The 16,551-nt window shown below is 62.6% G+C and carries 14 protein-coding genes; 1 reads left to right on the top strand and 13 read right to left on the bottom strand.

The genetic code is table 11. From position 1 onward, the window contains the following. Positions 1–11: 11 nt before the first annotated feature. From VNZ93_RS14020 to VNZ93_RS14050, 7 genes are all read right to left on the bottom strand, one after another. Positions 12–1,028: an amidohydrolase family protein gene (locus VNZ93_RS14020; protein WP_325705994.1), complete on the bottom strand. Its 1,017-nt coding sequence runs from the start codon at positions 1,026–1,028 to the stop codon at positions 12–14. Between the two features lie 38 nt (positions 1,029–1,066). Then, complete coding sequence (locus VNZ93_RS14025) at positions 1,067–2,779, bottom strand: thiamine pyrophosphate-requiring protein (RefSeq protein WP_325705997.1); 1,713 nt, start codon at positions 2,777–2,779, stop codon at positions 1,067–1,069. Between the two features lie 162 nt (positions 2,780–2,941). Next, on the bottom strand, positions 2,942–4,486 hold the full coding sequence (locus VNZ93_RS14030; RefSeq protein WP_325706000.1) for an indolepyruvate oxidoreductase subunit beta family protein: 1,545 nt from the start codon (positions 4,484–4,486) through the stop codon (positions 2,942–2,944). Beyond that, positions 4,483–6,666: an indolepyruvate ferredoxin oxidoreductase subunit alpha gene (locus VNZ93_RS14035; protein WP_325706003.1), complete on the bottom strand. Its 2,184-nt coding sequence runs from the start codon at positions 6,664–6,666 to the stop codon at positions 4,483–4,485. Before VNZ93_RS14035 ends, VNZ93_RS14030 begins: the two co-directional genes overlap by 4 nt. Before the next feature lie 91 nt (positions 6,667–6,757). Next, complete coding sequence (locus VNZ93_RS14040) at positions 6,758–8,056, bottom strand: TRAP transporter permease (protein WP_325706006.1); 1,299 nt, start codon at positions 8,054–8,056, stop codon at positions 6,758–6,760. 10 nt (positions 8,057–8,066) lie between these two features. After that, complete coding sequence (locus VNZ93_RS14045; RefSeq protein WP_325706009.1) at positions 8,067–8,588, bottom strand: TRAP transporter small permease; 522 nt, start codon at positions 8,586–8,588, stop codon at positions 8,067–8,069. 118 nt (positions 8,589–8,706) lie between these two features. After that, positions 8,707–9,720, bottom strand: a complete 1,014-nt coding sequence (locus VNZ93_RS14050; protein WP_414710078.1) for a TRAP transporter substrate-binding protein — start codon at positions 9,718–9,720, stop codon at positions 8,707–8,709. Between the two features lie 159 nt (positions 9,721–9,879). On the opposite strand from VNZ93_RS14050, the gene VNZ93_RS14055 reads away from it, so the two are divergent. Further along, the gene (locus VNZ93_RS14055) at positions 9,880–10,380 is read left to right on the top strand and encodes a MarR family transcriptional regulator (protein WP_325706014.1); all 501 of its coding nucleotides are present in this window, start codon (positions 9,880–9,882) and stop codon (positions 10,378–10,380) included. 1 nt (position 10,381) lies between these two features. Here VNZ93_RS14055 and VNZ93_RS14060 read toward each other — a convergent pair whose 3' ends face one another. The 6 genes from VNZ93_RS14060 to VNZ93_RS14085 form a co-directional block, all read right to left on the bottom strand. Beyond that, positions 10,382–10,807 (bottom strand): thioesterase family protein, encoded by a 426-nt coding sequence (locus VNZ93_RS14060; RefSeq protein ID WP_325706016.1) that lies wholly within the window; start codon positions 10,805–10,807, stop codon positions 10,382–10,384. Between the two features lie 118 nt (positions 10,808–10,925). Then, complete coding sequence (locus VNZ93_RS14065) at positions 10,926–11,687, bottom strand: SDR family NAD(P)-dependent oxidoreductase (protein ID WP_325706018.1); 762 nt, start codon at positions 11,685–11,687, stop codon at positions 10,926–10,928. Between the two features lie 98 nt (positions 11,688–11,785). Then, complete coding sequence (locus VNZ93_RS14070; RefSeq protein WP_325706021.1) at positions 11,786–13,042, bottom strand: thiolase family protein; 1,257 nt, start codon at positions 13,040–13,042, stop codon at positions 11,786–11,788. 1 nt (position 13,043) lies between these two features. Further along, on the bottom strand, positions 13,044–14,930 hold the full coding sequence (locus tag VNZ93_RS14075; protein ID WP_325706024.1) for a feruloyl-CoA synthase: 1,887 nt from the start codon (positions 14,928–14,930) through the stop codon (positions 13,044–13,046). A 33-nt stretch (positions 14,931–14,963) separates the two neighbouring features. Further along, positions 14,964–15,767 carry a crotonase/enoyl-CoA hydratase family protein gene (locus tag VNZ93_RS14080; protein WP_325706027.1) on the bottom strand — a complete coding sequence of 268 codons (804 nt, stop codon included), beginning with the start codon at positions 15,765–15,767 and terminating at the stop codon, positions 14,964–14,966. 203 nt (positions 15,768–15,970) lie between these two features. After that, positions 15,971–16,426 (bottom strand): DUF3237 domain-containing protein, encoded by a 456-nt coding sequence (locus tag VNZ93_RS14085; protein WP_325706030.1) that lies wholly within the window; start codon positions 16,424–16,426, stop codon positions 15,971–15,973. Between the last annotated feature and the right edge of the window lie 125 nt (positions 16,427–16,551).

Genomic DNA, 16,551 nt, shown 5'->3' on the forward strand with positions numbered 1-16,551 from the left:
CGAGCCGGTAATCAGACAAATTTCATTCCGGTGATCCGTTCCAGATTCTTGTAATACACCTTGTCGAGATCGGCCTTCGGCATGCCGTAATCGTCGAGAATGCGCAGAGTCTCCCGGATATACATCGTGCCCTTTTCGGGGTCGAACGGGCAGTCCGACGCGAAGATGACCTTGTCGAGGTCGAAAAAGCCGAAGCCGATTTTCATCGCGCCTTCCGAGGTGAAGGTCGCGGTGTCCGGATAGAAGTCGTGCTTGAAGTAATCGAGCGGCCGCTTCTTCAGACTCTTCAGCAGCGCGCCGTAATCCTCATCCGAGGTGCGCGAGCCGAGCTGGTCCCAGCCGGGGCCGACGCGCCCTTCAAGCGTCGGCACGATCGAGCCGAAATGATGCACGATCACCTTCAGCTTCGGATGATCGTCCATGATCTTCGAGAACACGAGGCGCGACATCATCGCGGCGGTCTCGTAGGCCCAGCCGAAGGTCCACCAGATTTCGTATAGCGACTTCTTCTCGGTGAGATAATCCGGGAAGTTGGCGGCGCGCGCCGGATGCGTCCAGATCGGCTTGTCGAGCTTTTCCATTGCCGCAAAGAACGGCCGGAATTCCGGCGCGTCGAGGGGCTTGCCGCCGACATTGGTGAAGATCTGCGTGCCGCAAGCGCCGAGCTCCTTGATGGCGCGCTCGGTCTCGGCAACGCCGGCATCCTTCGCGGTCAGCGGCGTCTGCGCGACGAAGCCGCAAAACTCATCGGGATATTTCTGGCACAGCTCGGCCATGCCGTCGTTGCCGATCCTGGCGTATTCCACCGCGAGATCGGGGTCGCCCTTCGACAGGAGTTCGAGCGAGGGTGCCGCGAGCGAGATCACCTGCTTGTAGTCGGGAAAGGAGCCGATGATCTTGCGGCGGAAGTCCACGTCATGCAGGGCCGGCAGTTCGGTCACGCGCTTGCCGATGTCCGGCAAGCCGCTGGTGAGCAGCTTGTCGAAATACTTTTTCGGGAAGAAGTGGTTGAAGGCGTCGATACGCATGCGGATCAAACCTCGTTGTCGCGACGGGACTCAGGAAGTCAGTAAGGCGTGATGACGTTGAGCAGGACCTGCTTGCCGGAGCGCACGGCGTCCAGCGCGCGCTTCAGGGCTGCAGGAACATCCTCGGGACGCTCGACACGCTCGCCGTGGCCGCCCTGCGACGTCACGAATTCGTCGAAGGGCGGAGAAGGGTCGAGATCGGCCAGGAAGCGGCCATCGGTTTCTCCGGCGACGCCGTCCTTGAACATCGACAATGTGGCCCTGCGCACCGCGCCGTAGCGGCTGTTGTTGAAGACGATGGACAGGATCGGCAAGCTGAACTTCTGCTGCACCCAGTGGCTGACGGTCGGATTGCCGAACATGTAGCTGCCGTCTCCGAGCGTGGCGACGATCAGCTTCTCCGGCGCGGCCAGCTTCGCGCCGATTGCGGCGCCAAGGCCCCAGCCGAGTCCGCCTGCCGGTCCGAGCGAATAAAACGTCTCCGCCTTCTCGCGCGGGCAATGTTCGAGAGAGAGCGGATATTCGTTGAAGATCACGGCATCGGTGCCGAACGCCTCGCCGATGCAGTGGCTGAGATAATGCGGCGTGATCTTGTCAGTGGCGCCGCGGGATTCTTTCGCCGCCTTTTCGGTTCGCGCCTTGCGGCGCTCGGCGGCGTGCTTGCGCCGCGCTTCAATCGCCGGTGTCATGCGAGAGCGATGCTTCTCCAACGCCGCATATAGCGCTTCGAAGGCATCTGCCGAGCGCGCCGCAAGCGACAGGTCGCTCGGGAATGTGCGCATCGGATAGCGCTGATAGACGGGATCTTCGCCGATATGCGCGACCTTGCAGCCGCTCTTCACCTTGTCGAGATGTGGATACCACGGCACGTCGCATTCGGCATTGATGATCAGGTCGGCCTCCGGCACCAGCGGGCCGGAATCGTATCCGGCATGCATCGGGTGGCTCGACGGCAGAGTCACGACGCGCGGGTTGTGGTTGACGACCGGCAGCGCGTAAGCCTCTGCGAGCTTGGCGAGCGCGGCGACGGCGCGCGGATCGCCATCCGACGAGGTGATGATGAGCGGCGATTGCGACGCTGCGATCCATTCAGCGAGCGTTTCGATTGCTCGCGGATCGGGATATCCGAGAGACGGCAGTTCACGAGGCGCAGACGACAAGGTTTCCGACACCGGCGCGGACAGCGGCTCACGCGGCAGCACGAGATAAACCGGTCCGCGCGGGCTGGTCATGGTCATCTCGTAGGCGCGCGCGGCGACGTCGGCCGCCTGCTCCGGGACTTTCATCTCGTAGTCCCATTTCACCAATTCGCGGAGCATGCCGGCCTGGTCGAACATCTCCTGCGCCCAATGGATCGATCGGCTGCGCGATCCGAAGCTGCCTTTTTCGGTAAAGGGTGTCCGGCCGGCGGCGAGGATCAGCGGCGCGCGGTCACGCGCGGCATTGGTGATGTTATTGATCGTGTTGCCCGTCCCGACATTGACATGAACCATCACCGCCTGGGGCCGGCCGGTCATCAGATAGGCGCCGTGCGCCATCGCGACTGCGAGGTTCTCGTGCGGAACCAGCACCGGCTGCGGCAGCCTGGCGTTGCTGCCCTGCGCACGCGTGAAAGCTTCGACGATAGGAGGAAAGTCAGTGCCCGGATTGCAGAAGAAGTAATCGACGCCGTGCTCGGCCAGCGTCTTCAGAAAGATCTCGGCCGCGATCGGCGAGCGGGTGCTTTGCTTGGCGCCGGATGGCACTGACATCACGTTTCCTCGCACTTTTCTGGTTCTTCCCGCGTAAGCGGGAACCAGCCCTTTCTGGGTCCCTGCTTTTGCAGGGACGAACGGACACTTTTTCCGGGATTTCAGTCGAGCAAACGCATAGCGGACCAGCCCGGCGCTTACAATGCCGGGCGGGAATGCGGGCTATTCCGCCGCGATGCGGAATGACAGGCGCGCGTCGAATTCGTCGAGGCACTTCGCAAGCGAATTGCCCTCGGGATCGAGCAACGCTGCGGTACGCGCGCTGGCGATACCATCGATCGCGTCCTGCACAGGGATCTGGCCTTGCAGCGCCGGCCGGATCAGACGTGTTTCGATAGTCTGAAAATTCTGGGTTCCGCGCTTGTGCGTCGAACCGTATCCTTTGATCAGCCGCGCGCATTCGGCAACCTCAAGCCCGAGCGCCGGCGAGAAGCGGGCCGCCTGCATGATCATGCCGAGCCAGGACTCGATCTGCGCCTGTTCTTCGACATAACGATGCATGAAGCGCCGCAGCGGCCGGAGCTTCGCGAGTATCCAGAAGCGCAGATAGCCCGTGACCGATGTGGTCTTCACGTACATCCCTACGTGCACGCTATCGAGCCAGCCGCGCTTTTCGGAAAACGCAATGATGCGTCGCGCCAGAGCGGGCGGCAGTACCTGGCACATCTCTTCGATGCCGGGCTTCAGGAACTCGGTGACCGTATAGGGTTCGCCGTCCTTGGCATTAAGCTCCTGCTCGATGCGCTGCATGCGGGCCGGATCGATCTTGGCCTGCGCGACACGGATCAGGTCTTCGAAGGACATGCGGACGGCGAGATGCCGCGCGGTCTCGCGCAGCAATTTTCCATCGCCGTGCAGTTGCGCTTCGAGATCGCGGATCGGTGCGACACGATCGAGCAACATGCGCGCATAATTGTCGTCCTGGAACCGCGCCAGCCGGCGCACGCCTTCAATCAGCACGTCCTGCGACTGTTGCGGCATGGTCTCGCGAATTTCGCGTTCGAGGCTAGCAAGGTCGTTGCGCGGCTTCTCTCGGCGCTTGGCTTCGACCGGCCGGCGGAGCGTCGTGGTTTCGGAACGCGCGGCTGCGAGCCCGGCGCGAAAGCCGCGCAGATTCGCTTCTGCCGCCTTGCCCTCGGCGCGGATAGCCTTCTCAAAGGCTTCAACAGGGATCGGTAGCTTGCCGCAGCCGGCGATGGCGCCGAGCATGACCGCGTTGATCATGGCGCCGGCTTCCTTTGCGACCACCTCCATGTCGAACAGGATACGCGCCTTCGCATTCTTTTCCGCGACGTCGAGCAGCCGGGCTTCGTCGAAACGACCGTCGCCCATCGCCATCTTTTCGTTGATGACAAAGAAGCGGCTGGTCGAGGAAATGAGGAGCGTGCGGTCGGGCGTGCAGAATCCGTTCGCGATGCAGCGTCCGGCTTCCATGAATTCCGACGAGACCAGCACATCAATGTCGCCGATGCCCGGCGCGAGCGCCAGCACCGGACGCCGCGTGCCGAGGTCGCGCCATGGCGTCGGATAGATCTCGATATAATAGGTGGTGCCGCCGGTGCGCTGCGCGACACCCGGAATCGACGTCGATTGCGCCGGCAGGCCGAGATCGGCCGCAGCCGCCATGATCCAGTTGGTGAGAACACCGCCGCCTTCGCCGCCAAGCGCGGCGATCAGCATGGTGACGGGACGCTGCTGTGTGCTCATGCCGTCACCTGTTCGCGTGCGGCAGCGGGCACTGCGCCTGCGGGGATCGCGCTGTCGCGCGCACGGCCGCCGAACCAGCCGATCACCGTCTTGCGAATCCTGAACAGCGTGCGATCCCACCAGGTGGCGTTGCGTACGATCTCGGCCTTGTAGAAGGACGGGCAAAGCACCGCCGCATGCGCGACCTCGCCGCACAATCCGCAGCCGACACAGGATTCGATCACGGTCGCCACCGGATCGGTGCGCAGCGGATCGGGCGAGGGCTTCACCGACAGCGACGGGCAACCGGAAAGCCGGATGCAGGAATGGTCGCCGGTACAGATCTCGTCATCGACGCCGAATTTGGTCCGCACCACGCGCTCGCCGCGCGCCAGCTTGCCGGCGTCTTCCGCGCGCACGCGGCGCTGGCGTGCAAGCTGGCACTCGCCGTCGGCAATGATGACCTTCAGGCCGTGCTCGGCGCTGGCCAGGGCCTCTTTCACGGTCGCCATCATCTTGCCGACCGAGTAGGTGCGCACCTTGCGCAGCCATTTGACGCCCATGGTCTTCAGCGTCTGCTCGATATCGGCGGTCTGGCCCTCTCCGGCACGACTCGCCTTCGAGGACGGCATGTATTGCAGCCCCGTCGCGGAGGTGTAGCCGTTCTGAAAGACAATCAGCAGCCCGTCGCCCTTGTTGAACAGGTTCGAGGTGACGCCGGTAATCAAGCCGTTATGCCAGAATCCGCCATCGCCCATCACAGCGATCGGACGCTTCTCGATATTCGGACCGACCGCAGCCGCGCTCGCGAGCGACATGCCATAGCCGAGGACCGAGTTGCCCATGCTGAAGGGCGCGAACAGACCGAAGCAATGACAGCCGATATCGGCGGAGATGTGCCGGTTGCCCGTATCGGCCTGCGTCAGCTTGAGTGCGGAGAAGACCGGCCGCTCGGGGCAGCCGGTGCAGAATGTCGGCGGACGCGGCGGCAGATCGCGCAGCGACTGCTGGACGGCAGGCAGGTGCGCGGTGAGCTTGTTGAGGCGATCGCTGATTGCCGCGGTGTCGATACTTGCGGGCTTTGCCTCGATCAGGAACTGCGCGATGCCGCGCATCAGCACTTCCTGCGTATATTCGCCGGCCGGCGGAAGCACATCCTTGCCGTAGAGCCTGGTCTGGATGTCCCCGCGGCGCAGATCGGTTGCAACCATCTGCTCGATATATTCAGGGAAGCCTTCCTCGACGATCAGCACCGCCTTCTTGTCGGCGCAGAAGGAGCGGATCTCCTCCGGTACGAGCGGATAGGTGACGTTGAGACACAATATCGGCACACGGGTCTCGCCGAACGTGTCGGCCAAGCCGAACCGTTCCAGCGCGCGCAGCGTGCCGTTGAACAGGCCGCCCTGCACGATGATGCCGATATCGTTGAGGTCGCCCCCGAAGATTTCGTTAAGCTTCTCGCGCAGGATGAAATCGCGCGCCGCCGGCATGCGCTGATCGATCTTCAGCTTCTCGTGCACGAAGGTGACGGGCGGGTGCGACAGGCGGGCGAAGTTATGCGGGGCAGGCGAGGTGCGGCTGAGTTCCGAGATCGCGGGCTTGATGTTGTTCTTTGCCTCGAAGGAGCCGGTGACATGGCAGGCGCGAATGCGCAATTCGAGCATCACCGGCGCCTGGCTTGCTTCCGAAAGCTCGAAGCCCTTTTCCACGGTGCGCACGATGCTTGGCAGGTTGGGCCGGGGATCGAGAAGCCAGATTGAGGACTTCAGCGCATAGGCGTGCGAGCGCTCCTGGATGACGGCACCGCCTTCACCATAATCCTCGCCGACGATGATCATGGCGCCGCCCATGACGCCGGGCGAGGCGAGGTTGGACAGCGCGTCCGATGCGACATTGGTGCCGACGATCGCCTTCCAGGTGACCGCGCCGCGGATCGGGTAATTGATCGAGGCGCCGAGCATGGCCGCGGCGGAGGCTTCATTGGTGCAGGCCTCGACATGGACGCCGAGTTCCTTGAGGTAGTCCTCCGCGTCGACCATCACGTCGAGCAGATGTGAAACCGGCGCGCCCTGATAGCCGCCGACATAGGACACCCCGGATTGCAGCAACGCCTTGGTCACCGCGAGAATGCCTTCGCCGTGGAAGGTCTCGCCGTCACCGAGACGCAGGGACTGCACTTCCTTTTTGAATGAACGTTCCATGAGCTTCCTGTCCGGCCGGAACCCCCGGCCGGTCTCAGTCTACAACAATTGCAATCCGGTTACATATGCAATGGAGGGGCTGATCGCGAGCCTACATATGCGACGGCAGCCAGGTCGCCAGAATCGGGAAGAGGACCAGGATAATCAGCCGGATGATGTCCGTGACGATGAAGGGGATCACGCCGGCGAAGATGGTCGATATCTTGATGTCCTCGAGCACGCTCTTGATGACGAAGATATTCATGCCCACCGGCGGATGGATGAGGCCGAGTTCCACCGTCATCACAATGATGATGCCGAACCAGATTGGGTCGAAGCCCATTTCCTTGATCAGGGGGAAGATGATGGGCACGGTCAGGATGACGATGGCCAGCGCGTCCATCAGGCAGCCCAGCAGCAGGTACATGATCAGGATCAGCGTCAGCACGCCGTAATTGCCGATGCCGAGCCCGGTCAGGAACGCGGTGACCTTCTGCGGGGTCTGGGTGATGGTCAGGAAGTAACCGAACAGCAGCGCGCCGATCAGGATGGTGAACACGGCGGCCGTGGTGCGCGTGGTCTCCAGCAGGCATTCCAGGATCTGCTTGCCGGACAGCCGCCGGCGGGCGATGCCGATGATGAAGGCGCCGCCTGCGCCTGCGCCCGCAGCTTCGGTCGCCGTGAACATGCCGCCATAGAGGCCGCCGATCACGAAAGCGAACAGCAGCAGCGTCGCCCAGACGTGCTTCAGGCTGTCGACCCGCTCAGCCCAGCTTGCGCGTGGACCGGCCGGGAGAAAGCCAGGTCGCGTCCAGCCGATGATCGACACGGTGGCGACATACATGAACACCGCGAGAATACCGGGAATGACGCCCGCGATGAACAATTTGCCGATGTCCTGCTCGGTAATGATGCCGTAGATCGCAAGCACCGTACTTGGCGGAATCATGATGCCGAGCGTGCCGCCTGCGGCGATGACTCCAGCGGAGAAGCTCTCCGGATAGTTGAACCGGCGCATCTCCGGATAGGCCACGCGAGAGAAGGTGGCGGCGGTCGCGACGGAGGAACCGCAGATCGCGGCGAAGCCGCCGCATGCGAGGATGGTCGCGATGCCGAGGCCGCCCCGCAGATGACCGATGAAAGCATTGGCGGCGCGGAACAGTTCGCGGCTCATGCCTGAGCTGGTCGCGAACGAACCCATCAGCAGGAACAGCGGCACGACGGCATAGTTGAAGTCGGTCACCGTGCGCATCGTGGTGTGGCCGACGATCTTGAGGGCCGGCCCCATGCTGGTGAGATAGCCGAAGCCGGTGACGCCGACGAGGCCGAGCGCCATCCCGATCGGCACCCGCAGCAGCATCAGCGTGAAGAGCGAGACGAACCCAATTACGGCGACTGCGTCGGTAGACATTGGATTTCTCTCACTCGCCCGACTTCGACGCTTCGTCGACGGGCTTGATCAATTCAGGATGGAAAATCAGCCGGTAGGTGCGGACCGCGATCAGCAGCACCGCGGCGACATCGCCGATCCAGGCGATCGCGAAGAACGGCCACACCGGAATGCGCATGTCGAAGGTCTGGACGTTGGCTGTGTATGTGGTCGAGACCTTGTCGAACAGCGTATAGGTCTGCACCGATACGACAAACAGCAGCACGAGTGTCGCGAACACGTCGATCACACGCTTCCAGTAGGCATTCGCGTTGGCCCAGACGAGGTCCACCGTGATGTGCGTGCCGCGATAGCTCGTTGCGGCGATGCCCCAGAAGATCAGGATGCCGAGCAGCAGCTGGCCGAAGTCATAGGCGTCCGGGATGGTGTAGCCGAAGAAGTAGCGAAGCAGCACCGACACGAACACGTCGAACGCAACGATGCCAATGAAGAAGGCCGCGATCCATTCGATCGAATCGATGAATCCGTCCATCCATCGCGTTGTTCTGCTCATCCCCCAACCTCACGGCGCCGTATAAAGAGCGCGTAAATTTCTTGGTCTTTTTGGCATGACGGCGGGAGAAATGTTTCTCCCGCCGTCATTTGCATTTCAACCTCTTGCCTCGACGCGATCAATAGGCCGCGTTGAACTTTGCAAGAGACTCTTTCAGCTCTTTCATGATCGCATCCGGATCGCCACCGGCCTTTTTGACGTTGGCGGCCCAAGCCTTATGCAGCGGCTCGGCGGCTTTCTTCCACTCCGCGAGTTGATCCGCCGTCAGCGGATAAACCTCGTGGGCGGGATCGGCCTTCAGCTTCCCGATGCCGGCATGCTCGTAGTCTGCCCACGGCGTTGCGACACGCAAGGCCCACTCGTTGGTGCAGTGGTCGTCGATCACCTTCTTCTGCGCAGCCGACATCTGGTTGTAGGTCACCGGGCTGAACACGAAGGCGAAGGTGGTCGCATAGAGCGGCGCGTCGATGTGATATTTCGTCACCTTGTCGATGCCGAAAAGCGGAACCGAACCCCAGGGGAAGGTGACCGCTTCGGCCACGCCCTTCTCGAGAATATCCCGCACCTCGGGCGCGCTCGATTGCACGTTCGATCCACCAAGCTGGGACACGAAGGTCGCCATGGTCGCGTGGGCGGGGCGGATCTTCATGCCCTTGATGTCGCCGGGCACGGTGATCTTCTTTTTCACGGAGTGGAAGGAGCCGGGATCGTGGAAGAAGGCGAGGCAGAACTTGACGTCCTTCATCTCCTTCGCGGCGTATTTCCGGTACCAGGCGTCAAACGCCTGCGAGCCGCCCTTGGCGTTCGACACGAGGAACGGCAATTCGCCGGCGCCGATGATCGGGAAGCGGCCGGGCTGGTATCCGGGATTGACGTAGGTGAGATCGGCAATGCCGTCGCGCGCCATGTCGTAATGGTCGAACGCTTTGCCGAGCTGCTGTGACGGATAGACCTTGAACTTGATCGTGCCGCCCGACGCTTTCTCCACCGACGAGCCCCAGTCCTCAAGGGCTTTCTGCAGCGGGTGGGACGGCGGGACCCAGTGGGCAAGCTTCAGGTCAAAGGTCTTGTCCTGCGCGAACGCGGGAAGCGCCAGGACCGCGAGAGCGCTCGCGGCGGCAATTGCACGAATGGAAGTGGGGCGGATCATGTCGACGATTTCTCCCTGACATTATTTGGAATCTGATGCCTTTATTTCGCAACTGCGAAAGGCTTGCGACCATTGTAGGGGAGAATAGTTGGAGATAAAACAATTTTCGATTGATCTTCTGACCGGTCAATGGGGGCCGAAGTGGCGCGCGATACTGCCGCACTGCGCAGCGAGGAACGCGAAGCCACCACGCGCGTCTCGTCAGACGACGCGCTCGACTTCGGTCCGTTCGATGACTGGATCGGGTTCCGCCTGCGCATGGCGCAGATCGCGTCCTTCCAGTCGTTCGCGCGTCACACGCAGTCTGTGGGCTTAAGTCCCGGACGCTTTGCTGCACTTATCCTGATCGATCGCAATCCGGGCATTAGCCAGACCGCGCTCGCGCGTGCGATCGGCAGCGACAAGTCGACGCTCACGCCGGTGCTCGACAATCTGGTCAGGCGCGGCCTGATCAGTCGTGTGAGGACACGCAGCGACCGCAGGCTTTACGAATTGTCCCTTACGGACGAGGGACGGCGCGCGGTCCGGGCGATGCAGGAATTGGCGCAGCGTCACGAGAGCGAACTCGACGCGATCGTCGGACCGCGCGAGCGCGCGCAATTCGTCAAGACGCTGAGAAAGATATCGGCGGCGCTCGGGTGAGCTAGAATTCGCCGCGGAAGCGTGCCGCCAGTTCCTCCGGCAGCGGATGCGACTTGATCTTGGTCCGGTCGTTCGGGTCGCGCTTCACCCAGGCTCGCGTTTCCTGGCCCTCGACCGCGATCTGGTTGTTCTTCCTGATCTGATGCTTGATCTCGAAGCTCGACCGGCCGACCCGCATGAATGTCGACTGGATGATTACGTCATCGCCGAATCGGGTCGGCGTGATGAACTTGGCCTGCGTAGCCACCAGCGGATAGCCGTCGAAGTCGAATCTTTTCAGTAATTCAGCCTTGCTGACGCCGGAGGCCGCCGTGATCAGCATCGTCACCGAATGGTCGAACATGGCGAAATAGCGCGGATAGAAAATGATGCCTGCGGGGTCGCAATCACCCCACTCGATCCTGACGCTGCGACTGTTACTGAGCATTCCTTGACCTTGACCTCGCAATTGCCGAGGCGCCGCTGACGGCGTGACACGGCAAATCAACTCTTTCGAGGAGAGCTATTCCTGCGATGGTCGCGCGGGTCAAGCCCGCGCGATGCCGTCAGCGGGGCGCCATCCTGAGCGCTCCGTCGATGCGGATCGTCTCGCCGTTCATGTAGCCGTTCCGCACGATGAACATCGCGAGATCGGCGTATTCCTCGGGGCGTCCCAGCCGCGGCGGGAAGGGCACCGAGGCACCGAGGCTCTTCTGCGCCTCTTCCGGAAGTGCTGACAGCATCGGCGTGAAGAAGATGCCGGGCGCGATCGTCATCACCCGAATGCCGAACTGGGCAAATTCGCGTGCCGCGGGCATGGTCAGTGCCACAACACCACCCTTGGATGACGAATAGGCGGCTTGCCCAATCTGGCCCTCGAACGCCGCGACCGACGCGGTCGAGATGATGACGCCGCGTTCGCCGCCGTCCAGCGGCTCGGCCTTCGACAGCGCCGCTGCGAACAGCCGCATCATGTTGAAGGTGCCGATCAGGTTGATGTCGATCACCTTCTTGTAGTCGGCGAGCGGCATCGGACCGTCGCGGCCGACGATGCGCTTGGGCGGCCCGACGCCCGCGCAATTCACCAGTACGCGGCCGACCCCATATTTCTTCTGCACTTCCGACAGCGCATCGGTCGCGCTCTGCTCGTCGGTGACATCGCATTTCACTGCGATGCCGCCGATCTTGTCCGCGGTTTGCTGCGCGACCGGAAGATTGACGTCGAGCAGAGCGACCTTCGCGCCCGCATTGGCGAAAGCCTGCGCGGTCGCCGCGCCGAGGCCCGACGCGCCGCCGGTGATGACTGCAACCTGTCCGTTGATATCCATGCGCCTGTCTCGTTCTCTCCTCCGCTCACTCCCGCGAAAGCGGGAATCCAGCCACCTATCGTGCTGGGTCCCCGCCTTCGCCGGGACGAACGGAAAAACTAGTTCTTCGCTGCGTCCGGATTTTCGATCAGCATCGCGATGCCCTGGCCGCCTCCGATGCAGGCCGAGGAGATGCCGTAGCGCAGACCCTTGCGCTTGAGCTCGCGCGCCAGAGTTGTGGTGATGCGGATGCCGGTCGCGCCAAGCGGGTGTCCGATGGCGATCGCGCCTCCGTTGACGTTCAGCTTGTCCTCGTCGATGCCGAGTTCGCGTGCGCAGGCCATGACCTGTGCGCCGAAGGCTTCGTTGATCTCGATCCGGTCGATGTCGGACAGCTTCAGACCGGCACGTTCCAGCACAGCCTTGATCGCCGGCACGGGGCCAATACCCATCACCTCCGGCGGCACGCCGACGGCAGCCGACGCCACAATACGGGCGAGAGGCTTCTTGCCGTTCTTCTTAAGGTAGTTCGAGTTCGCGACCAGCGCCGCTGCTGCGCCGTCGACAATGGCCGAGGAATTGCCGCCGGTTTGCACGCCGCCAAAGGCCGGCGGAATCTTCGAGAGCGTGTCGATCGGTGAGGGGCGCACATGCGTGTCGGTCTTCACCTCGGGGGTCTTGCGCGACATTTTGATCCCGCGCGGCTCATAGCCTTCCAGTTCGAAGGTCTCGGTCGTGACCGGAACGATCTCGCCGTCGAGGAAGCCCTCCTTCTGCGCGGCAAGCGCGCGATCGAAGGAGCGTTCGGCGAACTCGTCCACTTCCTTCCGGGTGATCTGATACTGCCGCGCGAGGTTTTCGGCGGTGTCGCCCATGGTCACCTTCGCGGCGGGATCGAGCAACGCCTCCCAGAGGAAATCCTTGAACTCCACCTGTCCCAGCCGGAAGCCGCCGCGGGCGGTGTAGGAGGCAACCGGATTGCGGCTCATCGATTCGGTGCCGACGCAAAGCGCGAGATCGGCGCGGCCCAGCGAGACCGAGTCGGCGCCCTGCGACAGAACCTCGATTCCGGTACCGCAGACGCGCTGCACATGGTGCGCCGGGGTGTCGATCGGTGCGCCCGAGTAAAGCGCGACATGGCGCGGCAGACAGAAAACGTCGAAGCTTGCCTGCGCCATGTTGCCGGTGATGACGGTGTCGATGTCTTCGCCCTTCGCACCGGCGCGCTTGAGCACTTCGCGACCGACCTTGATGCCGAGATCGGTCGGAGAGATCGCAGCAAGCGCACCATTGTAGTCGACGAACGGGGTCCGCACTCCCTCGACGAGCCACGCGTCGGTGAATGTTGCGCCAATGCCGGGGATTTTGTCGGACATATCAAGCCTTCTTGTCGGTAGTGATAACTCGTGCGGATGGCGGGTCGGAATACATTTCCTCCACCAGCGCCTTGCGATGGCTTAGCACGGCTCGCTGGTTGATCGAGCCCTTATCGGTGATTTCGCCTACATCGAGCGAAGGAGGCTCGGCGAGCAGCATCGCGCGCAGCACGCGGTTGGATGAACCGGTCGACGTTTGCGCAAAGCTTGAAAGCAGTTCCTTGAACTTCGCTTTCACGCCCGGATGGTCCAGGACGTCCGCGGCGGAAGCGTCGTTCGCGACGTCTGGCGCGAAGGGACGCAGCGCGTCGACGTCCGGAACGACGAGGACGGCGATGTAATCACGGTCGGCGCCGCCGATCACGACGTCGCGGACGAAGGGAGCGAAGTGCGAGATGAACGAAGCGCGCAACGGACCGACGCTGACCCAGGTCCCGGTGGCAAGCTTGAAGTCCTCGGCGATGCGGCCATCGAACATCAGGCCCTTGATGGGGTCGTTCTCGTCCTCGAATTTCAGCGCGTCGCCGATCTTGTAGTAGCCTTCCTCGTCGAACGCCTTTTCGGTCAGCTCCGGCTGGCGCCAGTAACCCGGCGTGATGTGCGGCCCCTTGAACCGCGCTTCCAGCTTGCCGTCGACGGGTACAAGCTTCAGCGTCGAGCCACGCGCGGGCAGGCCGAGATTGACGCCGTGAGCGCTCTCCCACATGCGGCTCATCGCGAAGGGCGCTGTTTCGGTCGAGCCGAGGCCGGTCAGGAACAGCACGCGTTCTCCCGACGTCTGCACTGCGAGTTGCTGGTACTCGTCGTACACGTGCTGTGCGATCGCGGCGCCCGCGTACCACAGCACTTTCAGACGCGAGAAGAAGTTGCGGCGGAGCTGTTCGTCGGTCCGGAAGAAGGGGAGCAGCGCCTCGAAGCCCTTTGGCACGTTGAAATACCAGGTCGGCGCGACGTCCTTGAGGTTGCGGACCGTGTGCTCGATCGCGCCCGGCAGCGGCTTGCCTTCATCGATATAGAAGGTGCCGCCGTTATAGAGCACGAGGCCGACGTCGTGGTTGCCGCCTGCCGTATGATGCCATGGCGCCCAGTCGAGGATCGTCGGCGGCTCGTCCTGCAGATACTGCAACGCCGAGCGCACCATGATCTGGTTCGAACACCACATGCGCTGGGTATTGATCACGCCCTTCGGCATGCCGGTTGAGCCGGAGGTGAACAGGAACTTCGCGATCGTGTCGGGGCCTACCTTGTCATGCGCGTCTTCAACGGCGTCGGTCGGCACAGTTGCTGCGAGGTCATCGAAGGAGACCGTCTTTCGCCCCTGCATCGGGTTGCGCGTGAAGACGAGCTCGACGTCTTCTGGAATGATGGCTTCGATCGCCTTGCCATATTGCTGGCCGTCGCAGGCGAAGACCAGTCCGGGCGTGAGCAGATCGACGATGTAACGCAGCTTGCCGAAATCCGAGGAGATCAGCGAATAGGCTGGCGAAATCGGCGCATAGGGAATGCCGACATAGAGGCACCCGAGCGCGAGCATTGCGTGTTCGAGATCGTTGCCGGACAGGATTGCGACCGGCCGCTCGGCGGACAGATTGCGCGACAACAGGGCCTGACCGATGCACCTGGCGTATTGCAGCGCCTGCGCATAGGTGATGTGGCGCCATTCGCCCTTCTCGTCACGTGCCGCCATGAACGTGCGGTCGGGTGTCTTGTTCGCCCAATGCACGAGGCGGTCGGTGATGCGTCGCGGATAATCGTCGAGCGGATAACGCGACCGGATCAGCAAGGTGCCGTCTGGCCGCCGTTCGATGTCGATCTCCGGCTTTTCGAGCTTTACCGGTCGGGTCGGGGCCGACATGTCGGAATGTTTGATCTGAGGCGCTTGCGCCATTGGTTTGCTTCCACCCTGCGCGGCGCTTTTTGTTCAGCCCTTGTGCAGAGCCTTGGGCGCCCGCTTTTCCAAGAAGTCTTTCAGCCGAGTCTGCGCTTCCTCGCTTCCGGAGGAAATCGCAGCCATCAGCGCTTCCATCATATAGCCGCCCGGACGGTCGATGTCCGCAATTCGTGGCAGCGCGTGCATGACGGCGTAATTCGTCATCGGCGTGTTGGCGGCGACGCGCTTGGCAAGCTCGATCGCCTTGTCGAGGCCGGTTCCGTTGTCGACGAGGTAGTGGGACAGGCCCATCGCCAGCCCATCTTCGGCGCCATAGGTGCGACCGGTGAGCATCATGTCCATCATGCGCGATGCGCCGATCAGGCGCGGGATGCGCACCGAGCCGCCGCCGCCGACATAGATGCCGCGCACGCCCTCCGGCAGCGCGAAATAGGTGGACTTTTCGGACACGCGCACATGGCAGGCGGACGCAAGCTCAAGTCCGCCGCCGACGACCGCACCGTGCAGCACCGCGATCACCGGCACCTTGCCGAATTCGAACGCATCGAACACGCGATGCCAGTTGCGCGAGTGATGGACCGATTCGACCGTTCCTCGCACGGTCAATTCGGACAGATCGAGGCCCGCGGAGAAGTGGTCGCCATCGCCGCTGAGCACAACCGCCCGGATGTCCGAAGGCAGGCCGTTGAAGTACGCCTCGATGCCCATCACGAGGGTGTCATTCAGTGCGTTGCGCTTTTCCGGGCGCGACAGGCGCAGGAATCCGATCTCACCGTCGCGTTCGGCGGTGATGGAGGCGGGCAGGTTCGGAATGTCGATCTTGGTCCTTGGCATCGGTCCCCGAGACGGCCTCTCCGGCCTTTGGCTTAATTGTTGTCGTTGACAACAAATTCCCGAAAACCCGCCCGCGGTCAATCCCCATCCTTACAGGTATGGACCAAAAAAGCGCGAAAATGCAGGGCTTCTGCCCGTCGGACGCATTTACCTCCCATCGCCCGCAAGCGGCTGGACAGCCGTTGCGCCCGCCCAACGGGGCCTCACAATATCTCGTGCACGTCCAGTTTCACGGCGTTCTTTTCGCGCTGCCCACGCGCGATGGTGATGACACGATTCAGCCAGTCCAGGCCCTTGTCGCCGGTTTCGAACCGCATGCAGGTCCGAAAATAATAAAGAGAGGGGTCGACCGCCTCGCCGGTCAGCAGCCGGGCCAGGACGTCCGGTGGCCCATGGCGGATGCCCTCGCTGTAGACTAGGACCAGCGCGCCGCTGTCGCTCTGGATGGTGTAGCGGGCCTCGACATGGGCGGCGCCGTCGGCGCGGATGAATTGCCAATCGGCCCCGCCGGGCAAAATTTTGCCGGTCAACTTTCCGGTTACCGTGCCACCAAGAATATTGATGACGCGCCGTTCCCCGATCGGGGTGGCCCCGAATTGCAGGATGTCGGCAAGCTCGGCGTGGACGTGCAGGATCGGGTCGCGGGAGATCAGGTCCATGTTAAATCCGGGTGGCGGGCATTCGGTGTGGGCGGACGATCCGCGGCCAAAAATATTGGACTTGGCGCGGATTCGCTGGCATTTGAACCTCCGAAACCGGCTCCGTAAATTGAAAAGTGGAAGGT

Origin of the sequence: Pseudorhodoplanes sp. (genome assembly GCF_035565795.1) — a bacterium.
GTDB lineage: Bacteria > Pseudomonadota > Alphaproteobacteria > Rhizobiales > Xanthobacteraceae > Pseudorhodoplanes.